Genomic DNA, 25,440 nt, shown 5'->3' with positions numbered 1-25,440 from the left:
CGTCAATGTCGCGAAACCCGGGTTCTTAACCAGACCGTCGCCGCAACGGTGCCCGTGAATCCCGACAGATAGGCGGCCTGGTGAACACCCATCACTCCGACCATCCGGCGGACGACATCATCGTCAAAGCCGACCAACCCGCCCCTCTGATAGCCGCTGACGTCCAGCGATGCCTGCAAGTGGTACATCACCGGGGCGGCGACTACGAACATGACCAGCGGGACGCCCAGCATCCGCAGCACGCCGCCGATCCCGACCCCCGGCGCGTCCCGCCCCAGCGTGGCGGCGGCGGTCAGACAAACGCCGGCGATCAGACCGGGAACCAGTCCGGCGGCGAAGCCCAGATCGGCCGCCCCGGCCCGCAGGCCCCACATCGTCGACGCATCGATCTCCTTCATGATGCGGAAATACTCCGGCGACAGACTGACGGTGACCTGATCCATCAGCACACCGAAAAAGGCTCCGGCGATCCCGCACGCCAGGACGCCCCGGTACACCAACCGCCGGCTTTCATACCGTCCCCCGTGCTCGCCACGCCGGCGGGCACGACGCAGATCCCACCATGCCATCGCTGCGATCGTCGCCAATACGATCAACGCACGGATCGACAGCGGCGGGTCGGAAAGGTTGGCAATGGGAAAGGGCATGTCCACCGGGTCAGCCGTCGATGCTGCGGACGACCACCCGCGCGCCTTGCTTGGCGACGACTTTGACCAACACGTCGGGGTCTACAAAATCGCCCTCGGTGACGACGTCCAAAAAATCGTCGCCGACTTGGACACGTCCGCTGGGCCGTAGCGGCGACACCGATCGACCGACCGTGCCGATCGCGATGCGTTGCCAAGCCGGCGCGGATGATTCGGCCGGTGCGATTCCGCCGGCGGTTGCCGGATCGGGGACCAGTTGCGGTTTCAGCGTCAATCGGCTCAGCCCGGGGATGTCGCTGATGTAGTTGGCCATCACCACCAACGCGATCAAAAAACCAAAGAACGCCCCCAGTACGATCAACACGTCGTTGCCCAGATCGGCCATCTCCGCCGCGTTGGCGGGCCACACGAATCGACGGGACGCCATCACCAGACTGCCCAGTGTCAGCACCAGCCCGCTGATGCCTGCGACGCCGAAACCGGGAATGACGAAGACTTCCGCGGCGATGAACATCAACCCGCACGCGAACAGCGTCACTTCCAGCCAGCCGGCCGTGCCGCCCAGAAATCGACTCCAGAAAAACAGACCGAAACAAAGCAGACTGGCCAACCCGCCGACGCCCAGCCCCGGCGCACTGAGTTCGAACCCCAGCGCGATCAGCCCCAGCAGGATCAACAAGAATGCGACGAAACCGGAATTCAAAACCAGGATCACCGTGTCCATCGACGTCCGCTGCATTTCCGGCACCGGCGTTTTGACGTTCAACACGTCGTACAGCTCGGCACGGCTTTCAACGGTCTGGTCGGCGATGCCCAGTTCGACCGCTCGCGTTCCGTTGGCGACGAAGAACATGTCGGCGCCGGCTTCGCGAACGGGCTTGCCCTTTTGCCATTGCTCGATGTCGGTGCGGCTTTCCCATTCTTGGTCGCTGAAGTAATCGACGGTGCCGTCGTCGCGGTTGGTCGCGCGGTACACGACCATGTCCTTGTGCGTCATCTTTTCGGCCAACGTCGGCGGACGCCCCGTCGCCTTGGCCGTGTCGCGGGCTTTTTGTGCCAACACGCTGCGGCTTTTCGCTTCGGTGTATCGAAACGCGCCGTCGTCGCCCATGACGATTTCACCGGCGTCACCGATTCTCGCTCCCGGATGCATGATGATCTTGTCGGCCGCCAAGGCGAACAACGCCGCACCGCTGATCGCATCCTTTTCGATGTACGCGACCGTTTCCACGTCCTTGGCGTCCAACAGCGTGTCCATCATCTCCAGCGTGACCATCGTCCAGCCGCCGGGGCTTTGGATGTCCAAAATGACCACGTCGACTCCTTGGTCGATCGCGTTCTGGAACTTGCGCTGAAAGATCGCACCGGACAGCGGGTTGATGTCTTCGTGCAAAGGGATCGACACCGCGCGACGCTGGGGCGGGTCGGCTGCATCGGCCACCGCTGTCCAAAACGCACAGACCGCTGCCAGTGCCAGCACCGGCCACCCGGTCCATGGCGAAGTGTCCCGTCGGTTTTGATTCATCGTTGCCTGTCGCATCGTTCCGCCCAGCCGCCAGCAATTGCCCGGCCCGGATCGCGTGAATCCGGTCGGTTCGTTTGTTGTCATTGTACGAACCGGGCACCAAAGCCGGTCAAATCGGGCGCACCGATCGTCGTAAAGTCACCCATCGGCCGATTCCTGTCGTTGACGACCGTGCGTCAAACCCGACGCCAAAACGTCGGAAAGACCAGGACCAGCACACTGAACACTTCCACACGGCCCAGCATCATCAACCAGACGAACAACAATTTTGCACCCTGGCTGAACCCCGCATAGTTTTGCGTCGCCCCGACAACGCCCAGTCCCGGGCCGATGTTGTTCAATGTCGCGGCGACCGCGCTGGCACAGTCCAACAGCTTTTCGTCCAGCGTGCTTTGGGCCGCCAATCCGTCGCCACTGGCCGCCGCGGCGGCACCCCACGTCTCGTTGGGCTCGAACGTGATCAGCAACAACCACGAGAAAACAAAGATCGCCAAGATCAACGAAAAATAGACCACGATGCTGTGCGGCAATCCGGGGTCATCGACCGTCTGGCCGCCCACCCGCAGCGGTCGCACCACCCGCGGCCGATGCGCTTTTTCGATCTCTTGTCGCAGCACTTTGTAAAACAGCACGTGCCGGATGACCTTCATGCCGCCGCCCGTGCTGCCGGCACAACCGCCGACGAACATCAGCAACAACAAAATGCCGCGGCCAAAGTTGTTCCACTGGTCAAAGTCCGCGGTGCCGTATCCGGTCGTCGTCAACACCGACACGACTTGGAACATGCCGTTACGCAATGACGTGGCGACGTTTTCAAATCCCGGGTCGGCCGCCCGCATGCCGAAGAAGATCACCGCCAACGTGACGCCGCCGATGATCAACATGTAAGTGCGAAATTCCACGTCGTGCAACAACCGCCGTGGGCCGCCGATCATTGTCAAATACAGCAACGTAAAATTCGTCCCCGCGATGACCATGAAGACGATCGTCGTGTATTCGATCAGCGGGCTTTGGAATCCGCCCAAACTGGCGTTGTACGTGCTGAAACCGCCCGTCGCCATCGTGCCAAAGGCGTGACACAACCCGTCGAACAACGACATGCCTTCGGCCATGTAAACCACCGTCAACACGGCATTCAGACCGATGTAGATCGCGGCAAAGATCAACGCGGTGTGTTGCATCCGCGGCATGCTGCCTTCCTTGGTCGGTCCCGGCATTTCCGCCCGCATCATCGCTTTACCAGCGGACCCTTGGCCCAGGATCGCGACGAACAAAACGACGATTCCCAGACCGCCCAAGAAGTGAGTCCATGACCGCCAAAACAAAATGCAGTGGGGCACCATGTCGGGGTCTTCCAAATTCGTCAGCACCGTCGCGCCGGTCGTGCTGAACCCCGACTGGGACTCGAACATCGCTTCAATGAAGGTGATCGGATCGTCGTCGGCGATCTGGGTGCGGCTGAGATAAAAGGGCAGGGCACCCAGGACCGTCGCCATCACCCACGACAGCCCGACGATCGCCATCGCTTCCTTTTGATACAGCGGCCCGCCACGATGCTTGCGGCCGCACAACCGCAGGATCCCGCCGACCAGAAAGCAAATGCCCATGCTGCCCAGCAAGGCGTAAACCGCACGCCATTCGACCTGCGACGCGGCCGGCAAATGCGTCCGGTCGGCCAACGCGGGCAACGAGAACGGCAAACTGAAAGTCATCGAGGCGCCGATCAACAAGCTGATCGTGCCCAAGACGCGGAACAATAACTGAAAGTTCAAGGCTTCTCCGGTGGCTGCAGCGACGTCCGAACCATCCCCGCCAGCAATGGTTCTAAGCTCTGCCGCGTTCCCCGCAAACCTGTCCCGCCCGACGGCGAGCCGCCCGCCCTGGCACACCCGTTGCAACATCGGTGACCTTGCCACGGGATGGTTCGACCTGATGAACCGCCGATGTGCGGCTTTCCCCGGTTGCCTTGGTAGGAATCTGGCCGAGATTTCCGCGGCATTCCCGGCGGTGCGGGAGGCCGACGAGCGAGGCGAGTCGGCTGCCCGCATCGCCTTTGCGTTTTGCACCACTTGTTGCACGCCGACCGACGCGTTTTGCAACAATGGCCGCGCGACAGCAGCGAAGTCCACGCGTGATCATCGAAATGCTGGACGGATTGCTCGTCCCGTTGTTCGGATCAGCAATCGGGGCTGGACGCGACGACTTTGCTAACGCCCGGCCCGTTTTCCCGGATTGTTTTTATGTGCGGACGTTTCACGCTTCGGACACCTCCGGCCGCTTGGTGCCAACTGTTTCTGATCGACCCGGACGCAGTCGATCCAGACGGCGAACCCGAAGCATCCAGCCCGGAACCCACCGCGACTGCGTCTTCGGACTCGTGGAAGCCACGCTACAACATCGCCCCCACCCAGATCATCGACGCGGTGGTCCAGGACGAAGCCGGCGGACCACGACGCCATGCCCGGTACCGATGGGGATTGTTGCCGCCCTGGGCCAAAGACCTGTCGATGGCCGCGCGGATGATCAACGCCCGCAGCGAAACGGTGGACGAGAAACCGTCGTTCAAAAAAGCCTTTGCCCAGCGACGCTGTCTGATTCCCGCCGACGGTTACATCGAATGGAAAAAGCAAACCGACGGGAAGCAACCGTTCCTGGCCCACCGGCATGACGACGCGGTCTTTGCCTTTGCCGGTCTGTGTGAACGTAACCGCCAGGCGACCGGTGATCTGATCGAAAGTTGTACGATCCTGACCACGCGTCCCAACGCGGTGACCGGCCGAATTCACGATCGCATGCCTGTCGTGTTGATGCCCGAGGATTACACACGTTGGTTGGACCCGAACTTTCGCGATACCGATGCGTTGAAAGAACTGTTGGTTGCACCGGAGGAAAGCTTCTTTGAATTGACCGCGGTGTCCCGGCGGGTGAACAACGCACGCAACAACGACGCCGCTTGTCTGGAACCGGTCGACGCGGACCCTTGATCGACGGCGCGGGTGGGTGATGGCGACCGGCGGCGCGTTTTTCCACTCTTTCGGTCGACCGCGCACCAATGCGTTATAAACGATCGCACGCGGGGGACGATGGTGACAACGTTAATGCCCCCGCTCGGATCCCGCCCCAACCGACCTTTTCCCCACGCATCGACCGGAGCCCATCCCGCCATGAATCCGATCTGTTCACGACCCGCCGATCGCCGCGGCACCAGCCGTCGCAAGTTCTTGCAAACCGCCGCCGCAACCGCCGTGGCGGCACCGGCAGTTTTCACCGCCAAACGCTCGGCCGCCCAAGACGTCATCGGCGACGGTGAATTCACCTATCGCTGTGACCACCAATGCGTCCAGTTGCCCGATCAATACACCTGGCAAACGACCCACAACGTGGCCGTCGATCCGGATGACAACGTGTATGTGATCCATGAAGGCGATGTTCGCAAACAACAGCATCCGTCGATTTTTGTGTTCGATGCCGACGGAAAATTCATTCATGCATTCGGACAACAATTCCAAGGCGGCGGTCACGGTTTGGACATCCGTGTCGAATCAGGGACGCCGTTTCTGTATGTGACCGGATACCAGATGGTCAAAACGATTGCCAAGATGACGCTGGACGGCGAACTGGTGTGGCAACAATACGCTCCGATGCAAAGCGGCGCTTACCTGCCAGGCGAAGCCAGCGATACGAAGCGTGGATGGGGACGCCAAAACTTTTTGCCCACCAACTTTGCCTTCTTGCCCGACGGTGATTGCTTGCTGGCCGACGGTTACGGAAGTTATTTGATCCACCGCTACACCGCCGACGGTGTTTGGAAGTCATGCTTCGGCGGACAAGGCGAAGGGCAGGGCACTTTCAATTTGCCCCACGGCCTTTGGGTCGACACGCGGGGTGACGAAGCCGAAATTGCGGTCGCCGATCGCGCCCACAATCAAATCCAAACCTTCACGCTCGATGGCCAGTACAAAAAGACCGTGACCGGATTTGGTCTGCCCGCCAACTTGGATACTCACGAAGACTGGATGTTGGTGCCCGAATTGGTCGCCCGTGTTTCGATCATCGACAAGAACCACAACACGGTGGTGACGTTGGGCGATGACCGCGAGCGTATCTTGGCGGACAAAGAAGCCAACAAAGGATTCACGATTCGCACCGATGAATCCAAGTGGCAGCAGAACAAGTTCGTCCACCCGCACGATGCCTGCTTCGATTCGTCAGGCAACATCTATGTGGCCGAATGGGTGAAGACCGGCAGGGTCACAAAGTTGACCCGGGTGTGACGGGCCCAAGGCCCGGCAATAGTATTAGAGGCTTACAGGTTGGCGAGTTTACTGGGAGACGGGTGACGGGTCGGCGAAGCGTCTTCCACCTGCCAACCCGCAACCTGTAACCCGATCAACCTGTAACCCTCAAAAAATTACTCTTTTGTGGGTTCGGCTTTCTTGAACGCCTTTTCAAAGGCCTTGTCGCTGAACACCAACTTCATCTGTTCTTTCTTTTCTGCGTCGGCGACTTTGCCTTGGCAGTTTTCACAGCAGAAAGCCACTTTGGCGCCGGCGACTTTGATCGCCGTGTCGGGGTTGAGGTCGCCACCGGACAACGGGCAAGCCTTTTGAACGTACTGCTTGGTCGACACCAATTGCAGGTTGGCTTTCTCCGCAAACTTCTTCGGCTCCTTGGCGAACTTGCCTTGGCAGTTGCCACAACAGAAGTAGACCTTGCCTTCCTTGTACTCGGCCGACTTATCAGCCTTGGCGGCTTTCGGGGCCACCACGCACTGGACGTCTTGCAAGTCAACATCGGCCGCAATCACGGCGGCACCGGCGATCAACAGGACTGCCATGGCGGCGAACGTTTTCTTCAGCATCGATTCAATTCTCATCTACAGCGGAAAAATGGACGGCCGTACTGTTGCGACCATCGGCCCCACCTGAATGAGTCTAAAGACCAGACAAGAGCAGGGTCAATCTGATTCTGGCAACTGTTGCAGCAATAACGTCAAGTAACTGTGTTGTTCGGCATCGCCCAGCGACAGGCGTCCGGACAGGCGTTCGATCCGCTGCCGGGCCGCTTCGACGTGTGATTCGTCCTGGGCGACCCATTCCAATTCGGCAAAGTCGCCCAAGTTTTCCACACGGTCGACCGCGACGGTGATCGGCGGCAAGGCGTTGCCGGCGGCATCGGTTTCGCCGGCCGACAGCCGAAACGTCCGCCGTGATTTGGTGACCGTGGCGACCCGGCGAAAACTCAGCAGCACCAACATGTCTTCGAATTCGATCGAATCCCGCTGGTCGCGTCCGATCGGCATCTCGATTTCCCGCCGCGCTTTGATCGCGCCCGGCAAACGCTGGCCCTTGTACGTGATCCATGCCCGCCCATCGATCCGGCGGACCCGAAAGGCTTCGCGGCTTTCGGCAAAGTCACGCGATGGATGGTTGTAATACGTGTCTTGGTGATGCTCCGCGTCGCCGGCCGACTCGGCACCCAACTGGATCAATTCTTGGACCAGGGCGTCGGCGTCGGCAATGTGATACTTCTGTTCGACTTCGATCACGGGTGCGATCTCTCAGTGTTGGGGCTGGGTGGAGGGTGCCGCATCGGCGGCGACGGCCATGCGACAGGGCACGCCTTCGCTGCTGACCCAAACGCGACCGTCCGGCGCGACGGCGACGGCTTCGATCTGTTTCAGTTTGACCGTGGGCAATACCGTGACTGGCCAAGAACGGAGGTCGTCACCGCGGGTCGCATCGGATCGGATGTGAAACAAATTGAAATAGCTGCACAACCACCAGTCGCCCGAATCGCGATCGATGTCCATCCCCGTCACCATCGGGATCGCCAGGGTTCCCCCTGACTTGGCCACCACGGTTTCTTTTCCCGATAGCACCCACGCCAACGGGACCGACACCACGACCGCGCGAGGCAAGAACCCTTTGCCGATCAGCCACAGTTTTTTCGATTGCGCATCAACCGCCACCGCTTCGCAATCCATCGGGCCGGCGGGGAAACGCACGCGGACGGATCGAATCTGATTCTCGGCCAAGCGAACATCCTGTTGCACCGGAGTTTCGTCGATGACGTGCAGCACGATGTGTTCACGCGCTCGGCGGTTGTCGCCACAGTCGGCCACGATCAGCTTGGGCACTCCGTCGTCGTCGATCATTGCGGCCATGGCTTCCCAGTCGACCGCCCGGACCGACGGCATGTCGCAGTGGCCGGTCCGCTTGCCCGTGCGGATGTCGAAGGCGAACAATTCGGCGCGACCGCCTGAATCGTTGTGCGTCCAAACGTGATGCTTGGACCGATTCGACCAAGCCAGCCCGCTGCTTTCGGTCAGCGCATCATCCTGCAACACGACCGAGTCGATCGTTGGGGCTTCGTCGGCGTGTCCGGGTCGGTTGACGACAAATGCTAGGACGACGGTGATGGCCGGGGTCAACCAGTCGTCCAGAATTCGGTGGGATGCGGTGTCGCGAAAAGCCACGTTCATCCTCTGTCGTCTTGTGGACCAAGTGACACGTCAACGGCTCGTTCGGTTTCGCCGATGCTTGCGATTCGCCAACACGCACAATCCGGCAAAGGTCAATGCGATACCGGTCACCAGCGACGTGGTCACCGGTTCGCCGAACAGGATCACGCCCGCGATCGCCGCCATGGCCACCTGTGACGCGTTGATCAAATTCACCGCCACGACGGGCAACGCCTTGAGCGCGAATGATAGCGACACGAACGCGGTGAAGTTAAAGATCCCCGCGATCGCCATCGTCTGCCACTGCTGTGCCGTCAGCGCCGACCACTCTTCGCCGCTCACCGTCACCGTCGTGATCGACCACAACGAAATCGTACCGACCATCCCGCTGATCCACATCGTCAGCGGCGCCGATAATCCCCGCGACATCGATTGACGCATCACGGTGCCGAACAAGGCATAGGCGGCACCCGATGCGGCGGCGCACAGGGCACCCATCCAGGTCGGAATCGGCGCGGTCGAATCGCTGGGGATTTGGGACGCATCGGGCGACGACAACACCAACACCGCCGCGATCAAAACCAGGATCGCGATCATCGATCGGGCACGCACCGGTTCGCCCAAGATGACTCGGCCAAGGATCGCGCCGCCGATCAATAGCGTGCCCAACGTGATCGGCACCGACGCCGCCAAGCCGATGCTGCCCAGTGCCCACTGAAACGCGGCGTTGCCGATGAATTGGCCGATCAGAGCGACCAGCATGAACCGCGGGGCCATCGCCAGGCTGGTGTACAGCGTCTTTTGCCGCGCCCACATCCAAGCCAACAGTGGCGTCAAGCAAATCACCGTCGGTGCCGCTTTGACCGCGGACACCAAGAACGGGTTGATATTGACCGACCCCCGCAGTGCGACGTTGGCCCCCGTGTACAACACCGCCGCAAGCAACCCGAACGCGGCACCGCCGATGACGCCGATCGACGGATCGGACGAAACCGGTTGCGGTGATCGATAGGCGACGGCCGCCTTTGCCGGCTCGACACCCGACGACGCGACGTCCCTGTGCAAAACCGTTGCGCCGGTCGCAGCGGTCGATCGTCGCGGAATCAGATGCCTCGCGATGAAAGCAATCATCAATGTCAGTTGCCGATGAATGGTTGCTTCATCCCGGTAAGGTGTCTTCGATGCCGTCGTCGTTGCCGCGAGTGTCTCGGATCACCGGGCCGACATCTCCAGGGAGAAAATCGCCGCCCCGCGGGTTCGCCGAATCCGGTCCGGGTGCGAGCTGTCCGTCGCGCGACACGTCCTGGGCGATCTGGCCCGGCTGGATCAGCGGATCGGTGTCCGACAGTTTGGACGGATCGTTGTCGTTGGTGTTCGTGTCCCCGCTGCCGGCGGATGACTGCATCGCCGATTCGCTGCAACCCAGTTGTGACTGACAAGGCCGCGCCAGCACGACCGTGACGTTGTCTTCGCCGCCCGCGTCGTTGGCTCGGTTGATCAAGTCTTGGCAGATCGCCGGCAAGTCATCCGAACCGGAAACCACACTGGCCAAAGTGGCTTCGTCCAAATAGCGGTACAGCCCGTCGCTGCACAACAGAATCGTGTCGCCCGGTTCCAGCGTCGCCCGGCGGACCTCGGCGATCAAATCACCGTCTTCGTTTTGGCCGCCCAGCACGTTCCACAACACGTTGCTCCACCGACTGGTCGCTTCGTCTTCCGGTTTCAAGCCGCCCGATTCCACCAACTTGCGGGCCAGCGTGTGGTCGGTCGTCAACTGTTGGCACTCCCCACCACGGATCAGGTAACACCGGCTGTCGCCCGCATGCACGACGTACAGCCGCGGCCAGACCACGTGAGCCATGGTCAGGGTGGTCCCCATGCCTTGTTGGTCGGCGTTGACCGCGGATTCGGACAAGATCCGGCGGTGCGTGTTCTTCAGCAACTCCTTCAAGTCATCGATGAAGTCTTCTTCACAGTCGTGATCGATCTGAAAGAACCAGTGGACACTGTTCAGCAACTGGGTGATCAAGTTGTCGATCGCCAGCGAACTGGCCTTCTCGCCCGCCGCATGCCCGCCCATCCCGTCGGCGACCAAGAACAGCAGACCCTGGATGCCGCCGTACAGCCGTGACCGATGGTTCAGCGGCAAACTGGTCGAGGTGACCAGCATCGATTTGTTCAGCTGAGCGATCAGAAACTGATCCTGGTTGACGCGCCGTTTGCGGCCGACATCCGTCATGCCGTAAGCGTGCGTTTTGGCCAGTCGGATGGCGGATTCGTCGGATCTCATGAGTGTTCCGCGTGGACGGTGTCGAACCTGGCAAGGTCGGCGGTGATTCAAGGCCTGCGGCCGGTGGGCAATACCGTCGCGGACGACCGATGGGTGGGAACACATAGGGTCGCCCACGACAACAATCCTATCCAATCAGCCGCCGTTTGCGGACACCGCGACTCCATTGTCGCCTTTCGCGCCCGCAAACACACCGCAACCACTCTCCCCAAAGCCGCCTTTCACTCCCGCAACCGCTCTCCCCAAAGTCGCCTTTCGCTCCGCGAAAGAAGCGTAACCGCCCCTCCCACACTCACTGCCCACACACGCCGAACCGATTTCACTTCCCCAACAGCGTCGCTTTCAACGCTCGCGCCCCCACCACCGGATCGTCGGCATCTCGCAGCGCCCCGGTGACCGCAATCCGGACACAACCCGTATCAATCTCCGACCGGACATTTTCCGCACCAAAGTCGCCTTTCGCTCCGCCGAAAGTAGCGCAACCGCCCCTCCCACACTCACTGCCCACACACGCCGAACCGAGGTCACTTCCCCAACAGCGTCGCTTTCAACACTCGCGTCGCCGCCACCGGATCGTCGGCATCTCGCAGCGCCCCGGTGACCGCAATCCGGACACACCCCGCGTCGAGCACGGACCGGACATTTCCCGCATCGATCCCGCCGATCGCAAACGCGGGAATGTCCAGATCCAATGCGACAATGTCCGACAGAAACGCCGGTCCGACGTACGCGTCGAACGATTTCGTACGCCCGGCAAACACGGGTCCACAGCCGATGTAGTCCGCGCCGCCACGCACCGCTTCGGTCGCCTGGTCCACATCATGCGTGGACACGCCGATCAACACGTCCGGACCCACCACACCGCGGGTCGCACCGATGGGCAATTCGTCTTGGCCCACGTGAACCCCGTCGGCACCCGACGCGGCGGCAATGTCCGCACGATCATTGACCACCCACAGCGCGCCCGCCTCGCCGGCAGCTTTCGCACCGGCCAGCGAACGCCGGAACAACGTCCGGTCGCTGGCCGATCGATCCCGCAACTGAAACACGTCCACCCCCGCATCGGCCAGCGCGGCAACATGCGACGCCAACGCTTCGTCGGACGACATCGCGTCGATCAGAAAATACAGTCGTGCGTCGCGAATACGTTTGCGTCGGCTCGCCCCGCGATCGGCTTGGCCCGATTCGGCGATGACGCCCAGACGTGCCGACCAGTCATAGAACACGTATCGCAACCGTTCGATGTCGGCCGCAAAGTCGACATCGATACATTTGCCGTACTCTTCCAGACAACGCAGACTTTGGCCGGTCCGCCCGGTGGCCGCGTGAACGACCGCCGTGATGCTTTCGCGACTCGCTTCGCTGTCCAGCCCGATCGTCGTGCCCACATCACCGGTGGTGTCACGAGCCGACAACAGACGGACCCTTGACAAACGGCCGGCCGCGATGGCCAAGTCGTGACGCAGCTGCTTGCCCGTCGCACTGTGTGCCGGATGGTCCAGGACGAAACGGGCGTATTCCTCCAGCGTCCGCAAGCCTTCGCCGACGCGGTTCAGAGACGCATCCAGAATGCGATAAACTGATTCACTCATGCTGGCCACTCATTTTCGCACGACGGTCGACGTCGGGTGCTTCGGCCGGTTGGTCCCGCCACGTTCCTTTCCCACCGCAACGATCCACTGCCATGCAACCCATCACGTTTCGCTTCGTCGCTCACGCCATCCTCTTGCTCTTCGGCACTCTCGGTTTGGCCGGACCGGCATGGTCACAATCGCAGATTCAAAAAATCGCACAACCGGACAAGGTCGACGCATCGTTGCCGAACGTCTTGTTGATCGGCGACAGCATCTCGATCGGCTACACCACCGCGGTGCGAAGCCAGTTGTCGGGCGTCGCCAACGTTTACCGGCCGCCGACCAATTGCGGGCCGACGACTCGCGGCGTCGAACAGATCGATCAGTGGTTGGGGGACCGCAAGTGGGACGTGATCCATTTCAACTTCGGACTTCACAAGTTGACGAATCCCCGAATATGAATCGGGCCAGATCCGCCGGCATTCCCGCGATGCGAAAGTGAATCACGCCGCCGGTCAGTCGGCACCGGTGCTTTCGTTTCCCGATCGGCTCACGCACGACGTTGACCGTCACCGATTGAACCATCTGGCCGACCATCTCCCGAACGGGGCGCGGATCGTAATCGCCCGACGCCACGACATCGCTCAGACGCCCCAGCAGCCCCATGGCCGCGTCGATACGCTGTTCGGCCAATTCCACTTGGTTTGCCGCGTCGACGCTGTTAGCGGCGATATGGTCGGACAGGCGGGCCTGTTCGTCTTCAAGCTCCCGGATCCGCTCGGTGACGTGGCGCACCATGTCCGTGTCGACTTCCACGAGGCGGCGTTTTGCTTGTGCAAGCTGGTTTTCGATTTTCCGCATGTGCTGGCGGTCCACCTCGATGACGTCCTGGCGTTGGGCCGTCAGTTCGGTCATCCGCTGGCGTATTGCTTTCATCGTGGCATCGTCCAGGCGGTCGAACACTTCCGATTGGATCGCCTCGATGACGTGCCGCAGAATGTCGGACTCATCGACGATAAACCGCTGGCAAGAATCCGCCGACTTGGTGTAGGCCCGACAGATGTATTGGCGGACGCCACGTTGTGGATTAAACCAGCCATCCATCGGGCCGCCACAACAGCCGCACGAAACCAGTCCTTTTAAGGCAAACTCGCCGTTCATCTTCTTGGGTCCAGTGTTCCGGCGGTTCTTCTTTCGACGCTCCTGAACCGCGTCGAATTGTTGTTGCGTCACCAACGGCGGGTGGCTGTCCTTCACAACGATCCATTGGTCTGCCGGCAGATCGATGCGACGCCCCTTTGGAACCTTGTGGCGATATTTCGACGATGACGTGCGACCGTAGGTCAGGCGGCCCAGGTAGTGTTCATTGGCCAGTAGATCCGACACCGTGGTGGGTGACCACTTTTTTCCGCGACGGGTCCGTATGCCTTTGGACTCCAGCCAATCGCCAAGCTCCCGCAGTGACCACCCGGCCGCGTACTTGTCGAACAGTTGTGGGACCAGCGGTGATGTTTCGGGATCCGGCACCAACTTAGAATCGTCGCCAAGGATGTAGCCGAACGGCGTCAATCCGAATGCCCAGCCGCCTTTGTTGGCTTTGATTTTCAGCGCGCGGGACACGTCCCCGGAAAGCGTATCAAGAAACTGGTGTTTCGCTTCGGCGTCGACCGAATCGGTGACACGTCCGGCGAATGAATCCCAGTCAATGACGCCTTTGTTGACTGTGACCAACTGGACGCCAGCGGATCGCAGTTTGTGCGACCAGAAACCTGACTCGATCGCATCGAAGCGACCAAACCGCTCACGGTTCCAAACCAGGATCGCATCGAACCCGCCGCCGTTCTCCGCGTCGGCTACCATCCGCTTGAATCCGTGACGCTTTCGGGTGTCATCACCGGACACGGCGTCGTCGGCGTACCACTGGACGATCCGGTAACCGGACTCCTGGGCGAACCGCTCAATCTCGTGGCGTTGTTGCTCCGGTGATGTCTCCTGTTCTCTCTTTCCCGTGCTCATCCGGGTGTAACCAACGGCTCTGATACGACTGGCCATCACTCACCCCCGCGACGCGTCGACTATGTAGACGCGGACCAAGAGGTTGGGATCCTCTCTGGCGATTTCTGCCACGTCTGATTCATCGAAAACGAAACGTCCGTTTTCGGTCGGGTCGGTCCACTTCCACGCGATCGGCTCCGGCGTGCCGGGGTCCAACTTGCTGAACTCCGACAGAATCACGGCTTCGTGACTGTAGTCACCCCGGCCGTCAATCTCTTGGTGGATCCCGGCCATGTTGACGTGATCGGTGCTTGCTTCGCCGGTGACTTCGCAAACAAAGATATTCACTGTTTGGTAATTCATCGCACTCAACCCCAATACTCGCGACCGCTGGCGTGATCCTGATACGCCTTGGCCAAGAACAGAACAATAGCCCGGCAATTCCGTACCAAGCTAAACAGACCCACCCACGCCAGTCCGGCCAACATCGACGCGGCCAAAAACACCAACGGATCGGTGGCGGTGAAAATCAGAGTCATCAGACGCTAGCCTCCACAAAAGCAGCGATTGGATTCCACAAAATGAACGGGCCAAGCCGGTGTGGATGCCGGCGGTTCGGAAACGGGGATCAACCGTCGCCTAGGCCCTCCCGATTAGAACGTGGCCGGACGGTCCGCCGCAAGACCAGGGGTGGCCGACTCCGCGATTGTGGAGTCCCCCGCGGGGGAGTCGCCCGGGGGCGACTCCGTGCCGACTGTACCATGGTGCAGTCCAATAGATTGGACTCGCCGGGCGGCGACTGGCCAGCTTGGACAGTCCGCACCGACTCCGGAATTCCGGACTCCCGGAAACGTGACTCCCCAATTGTGGAGTCCAACAAAGTGCAAACCGCCGTCAGGCCGCCGGGAATTGCCGCATCTATGGCGGCAGGGGTGGAAGCGACCGGTGGGTCCGGTGGTCGTGGCGACTTGCTGCCAGATTTCGACCCCCATACATGGGAGTCGGGTGGAAGCGACCGGTGGGTCCGGTGGTCGTGGTGGCTCCGAGTCCACGATCGTGGACTCGACGGACGGCGTGGAAACGACCGATGAGGGTGGTCGGTCGTGGTGACCGACTCCACCATGGTGGACTCGGAATCAAAGCCAAGTGGAAACGACCGCCGGTCGTGGTGACGTCCAAATGTTCTCCGACTGAGCGATCGTGCAGTCGTGGAAGTGACCGGCGGGATTTGCGGCTGGGGTGACCGCTTGTGGTAAATCTGCCACAAGCGCTTTTTTCGAGTGATCGCCACCACCATCAGACTGCCGTTTCGCTTACTACCCTCTCGCAGCCCCTCAGCCGTCCCCTAACGCACTTTCCCGCTTTCGTCGCTCGGATGTCGCGTTAGGTCATCCAGTCGCGGGAGGGTTGAGCTTGTGCGGTCGGTTTTGCGAAGACGACGCAAAGCACCGTCACGGGATGTGCCGGTGGGTGCGGAGGAACCTTGTATATTATCAAAGGTTCCTCTTTCGTCCTTCTTGGTGTATTGGTTGGGCGAAGTACCTCGTTGACAATGTCAACGAAGTATCCCGACCCTCTTTCATTGTTGACATTGGCTCCGTCCGGCTGTCCTTTGGAAACGTTGACAATGTCAACAGTTCCTCTGGCTCCCTGGCCACCCAAAATCTGATTCTGCTGGCTGTAAAAGAGCAGACGGAACACGGGCGGTCGTCACCGATGCGGACCGACTTTTCGACCACCCCCGGGGTGTGGTTCACGTGGGGTGCGGGCCAGTTTTTTGCGGACCAGAACGGCCAGAATTTTGACATTTTTAGCGCGCACCTGGGCAAGCGGTCTCTGGGATGGACACGCGCCAGGATTTCGGCCCCCCCTCCCCCGTACAAATGCCGCCACCCGCGGCGTAGGCGTATGACGCCGCGGGCGACGGACACAGTGACAGACCGCAGACGATGCAGCCTGTGTGGCGTTCTAGCTGCCGGTCGCGTCGTTCAGGATATGGAACGCGGTTTCGTCGTACATCACGTAGTTGCCCCGCCACATGATCCGATACATGACTTGGCCACGCTCGAACGATTCGCCGGCCTCTCGCGAAAACTCAACCGTTGCACCCTGACGCAATCCCAAGGCGAACTTGGTGAAGTCGCCGCAGATGATCTTGCCTTCCGGCATGTGCGTGGTTTCAAGCATCGGCAAATCTTTCATCACCGGCGGGGCGGTCAACCACTGGTTGTGATCGTCTTGACGGATGCCGATTGAGTGATGCTGGTTGGTGTGCATCAGCATCCCGGTCGGCTCGTGATCGTTCAAGCGAACCTCCAAGACGGCGGCGGCGGTATCACTCCAGCCGCCCGGCCAACTGCTTGAAACGTCGGTCGATTCGATATCCTTGAACGATAGCAGACCGTCTAGCTGACTGCGGGCACCAGCTCCATTGATCCCGTAGTAGTCGATGGCCTTCGCCATGCCGCGGGCCAATTCTTTTTGGATGATTTGATCGACGCCGGCACCGTCGTGAATCAACTCCAGCGGTGCGGTGACGATGCAACCGAACGTCCTCGGGTAGATATGAACTTGCCCGAACGTCAGGTCTTTTTCTGCGAACTTCTTGTTCTCGAATTTTACTTCAGGTTCCGGTCGGCTCAGCAGCTTCGGCATCAGGTTGTGGTCGCTTTCAAGGTTCCACACGCTCATGCCCAACTGACCAAGCCGTAGCTTCGGCATCGTCAGGTCAATCACTTGGGCGTTGAAACCCTGGGGCACCGTGTAGCCGCCGCCGCTTCCGCTGGCACCGCTCAGGGCGGCACCGACTTCACGCGAAACGTGGGACACGTCACCGGTAGCGATGGCCACCAGCATTTCACCGAATGCGTTTGGGTTCTCGGTTCGCTGGCATCCCGGCGTGTCGGTCATCTTCATGCCGCGTTGAATGCCGAACATTTGTTCGCCCGCGGCATTGGTCGCACACAAGTAACGATCACCCGTTCCGAATCGTTGGCGGCCCGCGTCAAGCAAACCATTCGACAACCGATCGGCCTTGGCTTTTAGGTCGTTGAACAGCCCCATCAGTTGATCGTGATCCGCTTCGGCTTGGTCGGTCCAGTTGTGGCCATGCTTGGCGTGGTGCTGCTTGGCCATTTCGTGAACCTTTGCGGCCGTCTCTTGCAGCTCTTTGGGTTCCATGCCCGCAGTACGCGAACGAATTTCGGCCACGGTGTCGCTGACCGATGTGTTACGTTTGGATGCTCTGGCGGTTGGGTCTTGGGCCAGATAGCTGAAGTCGTTTTTCATCGTCGTCCCCTTTGGTTTTATTTGGATGATGATTGGTAACTCGGCGAATCAATGCCGCGCGGGCATTGTTCGGCGAACGCTTCCACCTCGGCACGCTTCCACCGATACACTCGGCGTGAAATTCGATACGGCTGGGGGAATTGTTTTGCTGCCGCGCGTCGGCGGATCGTGTTCGGACAAACGCCAAACGCTGCCGCGATCTCTTTGACGGTCATCCATTCATCAGGCTTGGGAATGGGCATAGGTCCGTTCTCCTCGGCGGCTCTTGGTTTGATTCAGAAAGTATTTGGTGCAAGCGTCGATGAAGTCCGCTTCGGCCGCCGACAGCACGCCGTAACTCAGCGACGCAAACGTGACGGCCGCGGTGACGATCTCCGCGTCGCTCATCTGGTCGACCGGTGGCCGCATCATTTGAGATTCTTCCGGCGTTTCGGCTTCGGAGAATCGGCGGCCGAACTCGCAGTGCATCGACTCCGCCAGCCACGCCCAAAGCAAACTTGGGTTCTCCGCGTTCGCACCGCCGAAGACAACTTCCCAACTGACCAACTCTTCCAAGCTCAGCCGGGGCAAGTGAAACATAATCGCGGGCGTGTCGGTCATCGCGTTGGTTCCGTCCATGCCGACATTGTTTCCCGTTGTTCCATTGTTTCAACGAAGTGTGTACCAGCCGCTGGTACACGGATCGGATAGCCTTCGGCGTCCAACCGCACGGGTTCCTTGCCAGTCTCGCCGCAAAGATCGCATTTGAGATATCGCGTTCGTCGGCAGCCTTGAGTCCGCGTCTTGTATGTTCGCATCCGACCGCCGCATTGGCATCGCTCACCGGTTCGCATCGTCCGGCTCCTCGATCGCCGATTCGGGCAACACGCAAAGAAAAAGGCGATTGCCTTCGCGGACAACTTCAATCAGCGTCCCACGTTCAATCCGACGCATCGTCCGACCGATCCTGACGGGTGTTTCGTCGTGTCTTTCGAGCGGCAGGAGTGCCACGACGTTTGGGTCGACCTTCTGTTTGGTTTTGCTCTTGGTCACTTTGCTTTGCTCCGTGATCGTCGTTTGGGTTTGGTCGCCACTGCGACCGCGTGTGCAAGGCTGTTCGCTTCGGCTTCGTCGGCGGACAGGAACGACGCCAGTTGATCGACGCTACTGGTGTCGACCGCAATCAACTTGAACGTGGTCGGCGTTGGCTTGGTCAGCACCACCACTTGGCCGCGTTCCAAGGTTTGGGTCAGTCGGCCGCAAAGCAGACGTTGGCCACGGTCGCCGATCAGGGTCATGGGTGTGGTCACTGGCCTTGGTTCCTTCCAGTTTTTGAGGATTCGAATCAAAAATTCGCGGAGTGTGTGCGCTCATAGAAGGTTTCTATTGGTGGTTTCTATAGAAGGCTTCTATGAAGAGGTTTCTATTAGAAGTGGACACTCGCTTGGACACTTGCTTGGACACACCTATGGACACGGGTACGGACGTTGCTTGGACACCCTATGTAAGTGGACACTCGAATCGGCCGTTTTCACGGCTTGCTATGTAAGTGGACACTCGCTTGGACATTGCTTGGACAACGCTTGGACACTTTCGTTACGCTCCCGACTGACTGTTGCGGATGTGCTCGGCGTGCTCGCGGATCTTCGCAGTTGCCGCACGCTGGTTGCTTCGCTTCGCCTCCTTCTTGGCCAATTCCTCCGCCAGCATGGTCATCAACTCCGGCTTGCTGAGCCGCATCGAATAGTGCATCCGCCGACCATCCGGTGTTGCTCTGGCGAATAGACCGCGATCGTCTAATGACTCAACCGTCCATCGCACCTGACGACGGGACATGCGATTTTCAGGCGGGACGTGCTGGTCATACTCTGCCATCGTGGAACACCCGCACGCCATCGCCGCGATGTAGTCGAACGATAGCCGAGCCTTCTTGTTGGCACCGACACCTGCATAGATCGCAGCCAAAACCGCAAACTGGCGAAACGTCCAGGATTCCTCATCGCGAGCCGACCAAACCAAATCGGTCCGCACCCGAACCTGACGGTCGCCTCCGGGACACGTGTTGATTTCATTGAACACGTCCCTGGTGGCGTTGTAGTTAGGGTCGCCGGAATAGCTCACGCCTAGAATGTCAGCGGCGTATAGGATTTGTCGCTTCCATCGTGATGGCGGCTTGGTTACTGACGGATTGCTTTCACAATAGTTGTCAGCTGCGGCCTCCACGTCTTCTGACGATAGACCATCGGCGGTGAATGCGACGTGCTGGATCGAGTAGTCGATAATTCGACCGATGGTCCGGCGCTTCTCGTGCTCGTCGATTTCGTCTAAACGCTTGTCCGTGCGAAGTGCAGCGATTGGGAATTGGAAAAACTTATCGGTGGTGCTCATCCCTGGCCACCTCCACAATCAGCAAGCCGCGATTCCAACAGCTCTCGCAGTACAGACACCTCGTGGTCGGCCAGTTCGTTCACGAGCATCCGCATCGTCATCATGCGGGATTCCGTTCGCTTGAACGCCGCAACCGTTTCCGCTTCCGGTGTGTCCGTTTGGCTTTGGACAGACCCGTCGTGGTCGTCGCCGCTACCGTTGCCTGCTTCGTCGGCCGGCGGTTCCAGCCACTCCTTGATCGCCTTCTTTCCTTCTTTGACCAGACGCGATTGCTCACGCTTGTTATCACAAGCCTTGCAAAGCTTCTCGGCCATGCTGACGGTGATGTCGCAAGCTTCCACGGCTTCGATCAGTGGTTTGCTGCCGTTGGCCACGACGTGCTTGGCTCGGTCGACGGACTTCGGCGATACGTTCAGCATCACCGCTGCATCATCAATCGATAAAACGTCATTTGACGCTTTTTGGCCTTGCTTCAACGTCGCCAGCTTCGCCGCGATCATTGCTCGCTGCGTTTGCTTCAAGTGACGACGATGCAAGTTGTGCGTCATCACATGCTGATAAGGATCAAACGCATCTGCTTCGTCAGGGTCGGCCAATTCGACCTCCTGCCATCGCATTTGCAGACCAAGCTCTTGGCACGCTTTGTAGCGGTTGCGACCGTCAAGGATCTTGCCTTCGTACAGAAGACCCGGTTCATCGACTCCTTCGCATGACTTGATGTCGGCCTTCAATGCTTCAAAGCTGACCGCATCCATCATCGGAAAGATGTTCGCGATCGGGTGGACTTGTAGGTCGCTCATTTTTGCGCCCTCCCGTCGCCGCGATGCTCGCCTAAGTAGAGACTTAGGCTCACCACCATGAATTGCTCGGCCAATTTCCCCGGTTGATTCGGCGATGGGTTTGGCGTCGGTGGTTCAATCGGTAGAATGTAAAAGCTCACTGCCTGTCCTCCGGCTTTGGGTCTTCCTTGCTACCGGCGTGGCTCCGCCGGTGCAAAAACATGAAACGGCGTCCGGCTCATTCCCGGGGGCCGTTTTTTTGTTGGCTTCCGTCGTCGCAGAGAGCAGTAGACGGGCGACCGCATCCACTTGGGATGCGGTCAGACGGATCTTGTCCGTGGCGGCCTCTGTGCCGCGTGCGCTGGCGTCCATGGTGGTGAATCCCGTGCGGGACTACTCGCCAGCGGTTTCGGTCGACACGTCGAGGAACCTTTGCAGTTCCGCAATGGGGTAGACGTGCTTGGCTCCGACTCGCTTGCTCCGAATCGGCCCATTGGGATGGGTCAATTCCTGCAGCATGCGGACAGACACACAGATCAGTCGGGCGGCCTCTTTGCGATCAACGGCAAATGGGGCCAGTGTGGCGGGACCAGCAGGGGCAGTGGTTTTTGGCATTTTCGGTATCCGCGAATATGCCGATAGTCAGTCCGCTTTCTGGGTTGCGTCGCGGTCGACGCGAGCGCAGAATGCGGTTGTCCTCTGTGCCATCGGCATGGAAAAAAATGGCGGTCACCGGTGGGCCTAATCACCGGTGGCCGTCGTCCAATCCAAACGAAGCGTTTGCTATCAAATAGCATCGACTTTTCGGAAAATCTGTCAAACTTTCGTCGGCCGATTTGCTCCGCCATGTGCGTAATCTGTACCAGACATGCCCGAGGATGGTAGGGCTTTAATGCGGTCCGCTGTAGGGTCACGCATTTTTTGCGTCACGCCGCAACCGAAAACGGGATCATCACGCATTCGCTGATTTGTTCGGTTCGGACTTCACGACCTGAAATTCATGTCGCCCGAAGGCAAGAACCTGGCCGACCCCAACGATCCGCAAAACGCCCGTCAAGTCAGCCCGGCGGATTACGTCGCCAACCTGCGGACGATCATCGGCAAGCTGAAGAAGACCGGCGCCGCCCTGATTTGGCGTGACACCACGCCGGTGCCGCAAGGTGCCCAAGGTCGGATTGCCGACGATTCGGTGTTCTACAACCAGCTGGCTCGCGAAGTCATCAACGAAGTCGGCGGCATCGCGGTCGATCCCATGCACGACTACGCCAGCGAAGACCCGATCGCCGGCCAACAACGACCCGCCAACGTCCACTACACCAACGAAGGCAGCGCCAAGCTGGCCGAGCACGTCGCCGCCGCCATCCGCGAACAACTCTAACCACCCACGCCTTCACCTCACCCTCCCCGTGAGCCGTGACGCGTCAGCGACCGGGCCCCCACGCCTTCACTCTCCCACCCCGTGAGCCGCGACGCGTCAGCGACCGGGCCCTCCACGCTTTCACTCACCCTCCCCGTGAGCCGCGACGCATCAGCGGCCGGGCGCCCCCACGCCCCCACGCCATCACTCACCCTCCCCGTAAGCCGCGACGCGTCAACGACCGGGCCCGTGTGCCTCCACCCACCCCGTGAGCCGTGACGCGTCAGCAACCGGGCGCCCCCACGCTTTCACTCACCCACCCCGTAAGCCGTGACGCGTCAGCGACCGGGCGCCCCCCCACGCCTTCACTTCTCCGTCCCCGTGAGCCGCGACGCGTCAGCAACCGGGCCCCATGACTGCATCCTCCCGCTCCGAGGTCGGGCCAAACCGCCGCAGCCCCAGTTGCTGATCTGTCTGCGGGGCAGGTCAATTCGACTCCGCAAATGATGACTCACATTCAGCAGACGCCACAGCGTCGCTCCGGCCCAATGACGCTGACGTCCGATCAACCAATCGGTTCACCCAACAGATCGGCAAGCTCATCCCGCAAGGGCTGCAACTGCTTCTCATAGTTTTTCCAACGATGGACCGACTTGGTGTAGATCGGTTCGCGGACCTGTTGGTAACTGGCGGTTGCGACGACTCGCTTGGATTCGTGAGATTTCAAACAGTTCGGATCCCACGGCATGCCGATGTAATCGAGCATCTGGCGTACGACCGGTTCCGGATCGGACACCAGCGACTCATAGTCGACTTCAAGCATTTCGACACCCAGGTCATCCCGCCACGCGGACATGGTGTGAACATAGTTTTTGTAATAGACCGCCAGGTCTTCTAAGTCGAACGAAAACTCACTTCCGCCGGTGAAGTTTTGGAAGAAGCACGACAAACAAGTGTCCAGCGGGTGCCGACGCGTATGGATGATCTTCGCATTCGGCAACGCCATTTTGATCAGCGGAACGAACAGAAAGTTATAAGGCATCTTGTCGGTGATCCTTGCCTCACCGGAACTCATCGCCTCAATCTGATTCACATACTGCTGCCCGATTTCCCGCAGCGTTTCCGCAGAAAAATCCGCCGGAATCATCGGCACCTTGGATCCATCCTTTTGGTGGTCGACAATGCGGAAGACAGAGGTCGAATCCTCCGGTTCGCTCTGGCGACCGGTTTCTCGGACCAAGGCCGACAAAAGCTGCAACTCACCCGCGGCAAAAACGTCGGGGTGTGATCCCAGGATTTGTTCGGTGATCGAAGTCCCGCTTCGTGGCATGCCGACAATGAACACCGGCCGATCGCTTGGACAGCCGGCCGCAGGGTCATGTGACTTCCAAGCCTCGCGATACGCGTCGATGGTCAAGTCGCGAACCTGAACACTCGACTCCGGTTGGAACGGGGTGCCAAAGCCCTTGCGTCGTAATTCGTTGCCGACCGAAGCATGCTCAAACGCTTCCTCGTATTGACCCAAGCTGTCTTTGCATTTCGCCATCAAGAATCGGATTCCGATTTGATCCATCGCGTCGGGATTGTTTTCGACCACCTGGTCCAATCGCTCGACGGCTCCCGCCTTATCGCCTTCGGCATCACATAAGATAGCATCGGTCATCATGACGGGGGTCGAGTCGCGATCGGCATCCGCGATGGAATCAAATACTTGGCGGGCTTCATCAAGCTTGCCCTGTCGCTCCAGCATACGAGCGGTGATGGCTAGGAGTCGCGCGTCACTAGTCTCCATGGCCCGCCAGTCAGAAAGTTCTTTCTCTGCTTCTTCGAACTCGGCACTTGAAATCAGCAAATTGACGAGGCGAAATCTGAAATCTTTCTGTGATCTGTTGATGGTTAGGGCATTCCGTAAACAAACAATCGCTTGGCGGACGTCGCCCGCAGCGTGCATGGCCACCGAGAGGTTTCCAAAAGCTTGGGCCGACCGCGGCGACAACTTCAACAACTCTTGGATGTGGCCAAGCGATTCCAAAAAGTCACCATCGGCCAGGCACAGTCCCGCGAGGTTGTTCAACGCATCGGTGTGCTTTGGATCCAGTGCCAAACAACGCTCCCACGCGGCTTTTGCGGATTGGTGATCCGACCGGCGACGATGCAGTTCGCCCAAGTTGTATTGAATCTGCGGAACGTTCGGCTGCAGCTTTGCGGCTTTCTCCAACGCCTCGATCGCGGTATCCAAATCCCCGTCTCGCCCCGCGACCACGCCCATCAGCGACAGCAAACCCGCGTGCTCGGGCTCGCGCGCCAGACCTTCGTCGACACAACGGCGGGCTTCGGGCAATCGGTCCAGTGAAACCAACGCCGTGACGTAGTTTCGGCGAAAGTGGTTGTCGCTCGGACGGATCGTCAACGCATCGCCCATCAATCGAGCCGCCATTTCGTGATTGCCCATCCGCCCGGCGACGATTCCAAGTAAACCAATCGCGTCTGCGTTTGCCGGGTCGACGGAAATCGCTTGCTGGCAGATCTCGTAAGCTTCCCGCAATTTTCCTTGCTTGATCGCTTCATTGGCGGGGCGTAGATCGACATGCATCTTTGACGTTTCCGTTCGTGCGGGGGGGCATTTTGCGGCGATGAACATGGTCCCTGAGGATCGCCGCAAACATCACTATCTAGGGGTATGCGATATCCTAATTCAAGTGCCACCCGTGTGGGACGTTGTGGTGAACACGGCCCCAACGGGCTCGCGTCAGAACGCCGCGTCAATGAACAGGACATGGCGTACTCGTTCACCTCCGTGGGGTGGTTCTTGCAGCGTGGTGAGCCGGCCGAATCAAAGGTAATACACCATTGGTGGGGTTGTCCGTTCCACCTGGGCATCCGCACTGCTTGGGTTTTCCCTCCACGGGGACTCACGCGAAACCGCCAATCCCGACTTTTGCCCGATCTCTCATCGGGTTGCACCGCGGTTTGCATCCGCCCATTCGCACAAGGGGTGGCATCGGGGATTGAAGGAAAAGTCCCGGAAAGGACGTAAATCGCCGTCCGATATGCCGTTCGGCTTGCCATGTTCCGTCCAGGCGTGCTGACCGGCACCGGTGAAGTCTTCCGTGGGATCGGGATCAGCGACCCCGCATCGATTTTGCCCCGCCGGC

At 59.8% G+C, this 25,440-nt stretch carries 24 protein-coding genes; 4 read left to right on the top strand and 20 right to left on the bottom strand.

The genetic code is table 11. The features are described 5' to 3' along the window. Positions 1-2 precede the first annotated feature (2 nt). The 3 genes from Mal65_RS25680 to Mal65_RS25670 form a co-directional block, all read right to left on the bottom strand. Positions 3-647 (bottom strand): hypothetical protein, encoded by a 645-nt coding sequence (locus Mal65_RS25680; protein ID WP_145304295.1) that lies wholly within the window; start codon positions 645-647, stop codon positions 3-5. Between the two features lie 10 nt (positions 648-657). After that, positions 658-2,172 (bottom strand): NfeD family protein, encoded by a 1,515-nt coding sequence (locus tag Mal65_RS25675; RefSeq protein ID WP_196784449.1) that lies wholly within the window; start codon positions 2,170-2,172, stop codon positions 658-660. 176 nt (positions 2,173-2,348) lie between these two features. Then, the gene (locus tag Mal65_RS25670) at positions 2,349-4,073 is read right to left on the bottom strand and encodes a TrkH family potassium uptake protein (RefSeq protein WP_145305204.1); all 1,725 of its coding nucleotides are present in this window, start codon (positions 4,071-4,073) and stop codon (positions 2,349-2,351) included. 339 nt (positions 4,074-4,412) lie between these two features. Here Mal65_RS25670 and Mal65_RS25665 point away from each other — a divergent pair, with 339 nt between their 5' ends. Both Mal65_RS25665 and Mal65_RS25660 read left to right on the top strand, forming a co-directional pair. Then, entirely contained in the window at positions 4,413-5,156 is a 744-nt protein-coding gene (locus tag Mal65_RS25665; protein WP_145304294.1) for an SOS response-associated peptidase, read from the top strand. A gap of 180 nt (positions 5,157-5,336) precedes the next feature. Beyond that, the gene (locus Mal65_RS25660; RefSeq protein ID WP_145304292.1) at positions 5,337-6,446 is read left to right on the top strand and encodes an NHL repeat-containing protein; all 1,110 of its coding nucleotides are present in this window, start codon (positions 5,337-5,339) and stop codon (positions 6,444-6,446) included. 137 nt (positions 6,447-6,583) lie between these two features. On the opposite strand, the gene Mal65_RS25655 is transcribed toward Mal65_RS25660, so the two are convergent. The 6 genes from Mal65_RS25655 to thiE all read right to left on the bottom strand — a co-directional run bounded on the left by Mal65_RS25655 (position 6,584) and on the right by thiE (position 12,517). After that, positions 6,584-7,033, bottom strand: coding sequence for a hypothetical protein (locus Mal65_RS25655; RefSeq protein ID WP_145304290.1), 450 nt, complete (start codon positions 7,031-7,033; stop codon positions 6,584-6,586). A gap of 96 nt (positions 7,034-7,129) precedes the next feature. Then, positions 7,130-7,720 (bottom strand): class IV adenylate cyclase, encoded by a 591-nt coding sequence (gene cyaB, locus Mal65_RS25650; protein WP_165701539.1) that lies wholly within the window; start codon positions 7,718-7,720, stop codon positions 7,130-7,132. A 12-nt stretch (positions 7,721-7,732) separates the two neighbouring features. Further along, positions 7,733-8,650 carry a YjiK family protein gene (locus tag Mal65_RS25645; protein WP_165701538.1) on the bottom strand — a complete coding sequence of 306 codons (918 nt, stop codon included), beginning with the start codon at positions 8,648-8,650 and terminating at the stop codon, positions 7,733-7,735. Positions 8,651-8,686: 36 nt separating this feature from the next. Beyond that, complete coding sequence (locus Mal65_RS25640) at positions 8,687-9,766, bottom strand: DMT family transporter (protein ID WP_145304285.1); 1,080 nt, start codon at positions 9,764-9,766, stop codon at positions 8,687-8,689. Positions 9,767-9,794: 28 nt separating this feature from the next. Continuing rightward, positions 9,795-10,925 carry a PP2C family protein-serine/threonine phosphatase gene (locus tag Mal65_RS25635; RefSeq protein ID WP_145304283.1) on the bottom strand — a complete coding sequence of 377 codons (1,131 nt, stop codon included), beginning with the start codon at positions 10,923-10,925 and terminating at the stop codon, positions 9,795-9,797. A gap of 524 nt (positions 10,926-11,449) precedes the next feature. Further along, positions 11,450-12,517 carry a thiamine phosphate synthase gene (gene thiE, locus Mal65_RS25630; RefSeq protein ID WP_145304280.1) on the bottom strand — a complete coding sequence of 356 codons (1,068 nt, stop codon included), beginning with the start codon at positions 12,515-12,517 and terminating at the stop codon, positions 11,450-11,452. 92 nt (positions 12,518-12,609) lie between these two features. On the opposite strand from thiE, the gene Mal65_RS27055 reads away from it, so the two are divergent. Beyond that, on the top strand, positions 12,610-12,960 hold the full coding sequence (locus tag Mal65_RS27055; RefSeq protein WP_196784447.1) for an SGNH/GDSL hydrolase family protein: 351 nt from the start codon (positions 12,610-12,612) through the stop codon (positions 12,958-12,960). Here the strand turns inward: Mal65_RS27055 and Mal65_RS25620 are convergent. The 10 genes from Mal65_RS25620 to Mal65_RS25580 all read right to left on the bottom strand — a co-directional run bounded on the left by Mal65_RS25620 (position 12,920) and on the right by Mal65_RS25580 (position 21,543). Further along, a complete protein-coding gene (locus Mal65_RS25620) occupies positions 12,920-14,551 on the bottom strand; it encodes a recombinase family protein (RefSeq protein WP_145304278.1) in 1,632 nt (543 codons plus the stop codon). The genes Mal65_RS27055 and Mal65_RS25620 overlap by 41 nt on opposite strands. Before the next feature lie 3 nt (positions 14,552-14,554). After that, positions 14,555-14,857, bottom strand: a complete 303-nt coding sequence (locus Mal65_RS25615) for a hypothetical protein (RefSeq protein ID WP_145304276.1) — start codon at positions 14,855-14,857, stop codon at positions 14,555-14,557. Positions 14,858-14,862: 5 nt separating this feature from the next. Further along, on the bottom strand, positions 14,863-15,033 hold the full coding sequence (locus tag Mal65_RS26750; protein ID WP_165701536.1) for a hypothetical protein: 171 nt from the start codon (positions 15,031-15,033) through the stop codon (positions 14,863-14,865). A 1,429-nt stretch (positions 15,034-16,462) separates the two neighbouring features. Beyond that, positions 16,463-17,782 (bottom strand): phage major capsid protein, encoded by a 1,320-nt coding sequence (locus Mal65_RS25610; protein ID WP_145304274.1) that lies wholly within the window; start codon positions 17,780-17,782, stop codon positions 16,463-16,465. Between the two features lie 17 nt (positions 17,783-17,799). Next, positions 17,800-18,024, bottom strand: coding sequence for a helix-turn-helix transcriptional regulator (locus tag Mal65_RS25605; protein ID WP_145304272.1), 225 nt, complete (start codon positions 18,022-18,024; stop codon positions 17,800-17,802). Then, on the bottom strand, positions 18,005-18,382 hold the full coding sequence (locus Mal65_RS25600) for a hypothetical protein (protein WP_165701535.1): 378 nt from the start codon (positions 18,380-18,382) through the stop codon (positions 18,005-18,007). Before Mal65_RS25600 ends, Mal65_RS25605 begins: the two co-directional genes overlap by 20 nt. Before the next feature lie 428 nt (positions 18,383-18,810). Beyond that, positions 18,811-19,071 carry a hypothetical protein gene (locus Mal65_RS25595; protein ID WP_145304269.1) on the bottom strand — a complete coding sequence of 87 codons (261 nt, stop codon included), beginning with the start codon at positions 19,069-19,071 and terminating at the stop codon, positions 18,811-18,813. A 286-nt stretch (positions 19,072-19,357) separates the two neighbouring features. Continuing rightward, the gene (locus Mal65_RS25590; RefSeq protein WP_145304267.1) at positions 19,358-20,149 is read right to left on the bottom strand and encodes a hypothetical protein; all 792 of its coding nucleotides are present in this window, start codon (positions 20,147-20,149) and stop codon (positions 19,358-19,360) included. Continuing rightward, positions 20,146-20,949: a ParB/RepB/Spo0J family partition protein gene (locus Mal65_RS25585; protein ID WP_145304265.1), complete on the bottom strand. Its 804-nt coding sequence runs from the start codon at positions 20,947-20,949 to the stop codon at positions 20,146-20,148. The genes Mal65_RS25590 and Mal65_RS25585 overlap by 4 nt, the downstream gene beginning before the upstream one ends. A 372-nt stretch (positions 20,950-21,321) precedes the next feature. Continuing rightward, on the bottom strand, positions 21,322-21,543 hold the full coding sequence (locus tag Mal65_RS25580; RefSeq protein ID WP_145304263.1) for a helix-turn-helix domain-containing protein: 222 nt from the start codon (positions 21,541-21,543) through the stop codon (positions 21,322-21,324). 385 nt (positions 21,544-21,928) lie between these two features. Here Mal65_RS25580 and Mal65_RS25575 point away from each other — a divergent pair, with 385 nt between their 5' ends. Beyond that, positions 21,929-22,306 (top strand): SGNH/GDSL hydrolase family protein, encoded by a 378-nt coding sequence (locus tag Mal65_RS25575; RefSeq protein ID WP_145304261.1) that lies wholly within the window; start codon positions 21,929-21,931, stop codon positions 22,304-22,306. 544 nt (positions 22,307-22,850) lie between these two features. Here Mal65_RS25575 and Mal65_RS25570 read toward each other — a convergent pair. After that, complete coding sequence (locus tag Mal65_RS25570) at positions 22,851-24,878, bottom strand: tetratricopeptide repeat-containing sulfotransferase family protein (RefSeq protein WP_165701534.1); 2,028 nt, start codon at positions 24,876-24,878, stop codon at positions 22,851-22,853. Positions 24,879-25,440: the final 562 nt, after the last annotated feature.

Source organism: Crateriforma conspicua (assembly GCF_007752935.1).
GTDB lineage: Bacteria > Planctomycetota > Planctomycetia > Pirellulales > Pirellulaceae > Crateriforma > Crateriforma conspicua.
The sequence above is the reverse complement of the archived record's forward strand: the minus strand, read 5'-3'. Positions and strand labels throughout refer to the sequence as shown.

Coding starts and splice junctions, on each gene's coding strand:
- Mal65_RS25575 (WP_145304261.1), top strand. CDS start 21,929: ATGTCGCCCGAAGGCAAGAACCTGGCCGACCCCAACGATCCGCAAAAC.
- Mal65_RS25580 (WP_145304263.1), bottom strand. CDS start 21,543: ATGCCAAAAACCACTGCCCCTGCTGGTCCCGCCACACTGGCCCCATTT.
- Mal65_RS25675 (WP_196784449.1), bottom strand. CDS start 2,172: ATGAATCAAAACCGACGGGACACTTCGCCATGGACCGGGTGGCCGGTG.
- Mal65_RS25670 (WP_145305204.1), bottom strand. CDS start 4,073: ATGTTGCAACGGGTGTGCCAGGGCGGGCGGCTCGCCGTCGGGCGGGAC.
- Mal65_RS25600 (WP_165701535.1), bottom strand. CDS start 18,382: ATGACCGACACGCCCGCGATTATGTTTCACTTGCCCCGGCTGAGCTTG.
- Mal65_RS25570 (WP_165701534.1), bottom strand. CDS start 24,878: ATGCATGTCGATCTACGCCCCGCCAATGAAGCGATCAAGCAAGGAAAA.
- Mal65_RS25610 (WP_145304274.1), bottom strand. CDS start 17,782: ATGAAAAACGACTTCAGCTATCTGGCCCAAGACCCAACCGCCAGAGCA.
- Mal65_RS25640 (WP_145304285.1), bottom strand. CDS start 9,766: ATGATTGCTTTCATCGCGAGGCATCTGATTCCGCGACGATCGACCGCT.
- Mal65_RS25585 (WP_145304265.1), bottom strand. CDS start 20,949: ATGAGCGACCTACAAGTCCACCCGATCGCGAACATCTTTCCGATGATG.
- Mal65_RS25615 (WP_145304276.1), bottom strand. CDS start 14,857: ATGAATTACCAAACAGTGAATATCTTTGTTTGCGAAGTCACCGGCGAA.
- Mal65_RS25635 (WP_145304283.1), bottom strand. CDS start 10,925: ATGAGATCCGACGAATCCGCCATCCGACTGGCCAAAACGCACGCTTAC.
- thiE (WP_145304280.1), bottom strand. CDS start 12,517: ATGAGTGAATCAGTTTATCGCATTCTGGATGCGTCTCTGAACCGCGTC.
- Mal65_RS26750 (WP_165701536.1), bottom strand. CDS start 15,033: ATGACTCTGATTTTCACCGCCACCGATCCGTTGGTGTTTTTGGCCGCG.
- Mal65_RS25620 (WP_145304278.1), bottom strand. CDS start 14,551: ATGGCCAGTCGTATCAGAGCCGTTGGTTACACCCGGATGAGCACGGGA.
- Mal65_RS25660 (WP_145304292.1), top strand. CDS start 5,337: ATGAATCCGATCTGTTCACGACCCGCCGATCGCCGCGGCACCAGCCGT.
- Mal65_RS25665 (WP_145304294.1), top strand. CDS start 4,413: ATGTGCGGACGTTTCACGCTTCGGACACCTCCGGCCGCTTGGTGCCAA.
- Mal65_RS25605 (WP_145304272.1), bottom strand. CDS start 18,024: ATGCCCATTCCCAAGCCTGATGAATGGATGACCGTCAAAGAGATCGCG.
- Mal65_RS27055 (WP_196784447.1), top strand. CDS start 12,610: ATGCAACCCATCACGTTTCGCTTCGTCGCTCACGCCATCCTCTTGCTC.
- Mal65_RS25655 (WP_145304290.1), bottom strand. CDS start 7,033: ATGCTGAAGAAAACGTTCGCCGCCATGGCAGTCCTGTTGATCGCCGGT.
- Mal65_RS25680 (WP_145304295.1), bottom strand. CDS start 647: ATGCCCTTTCCCATTGCCAACCTTTCCGACCCGCCGCTGTCGATCCGT.
- Mal65_RS25590 (WP_145304267.1), bottom strand. CDS start 20,149: ATGAGCACCACCGATAAGTTTTTCCAATTCCCAATCGCTGCACTTCGC.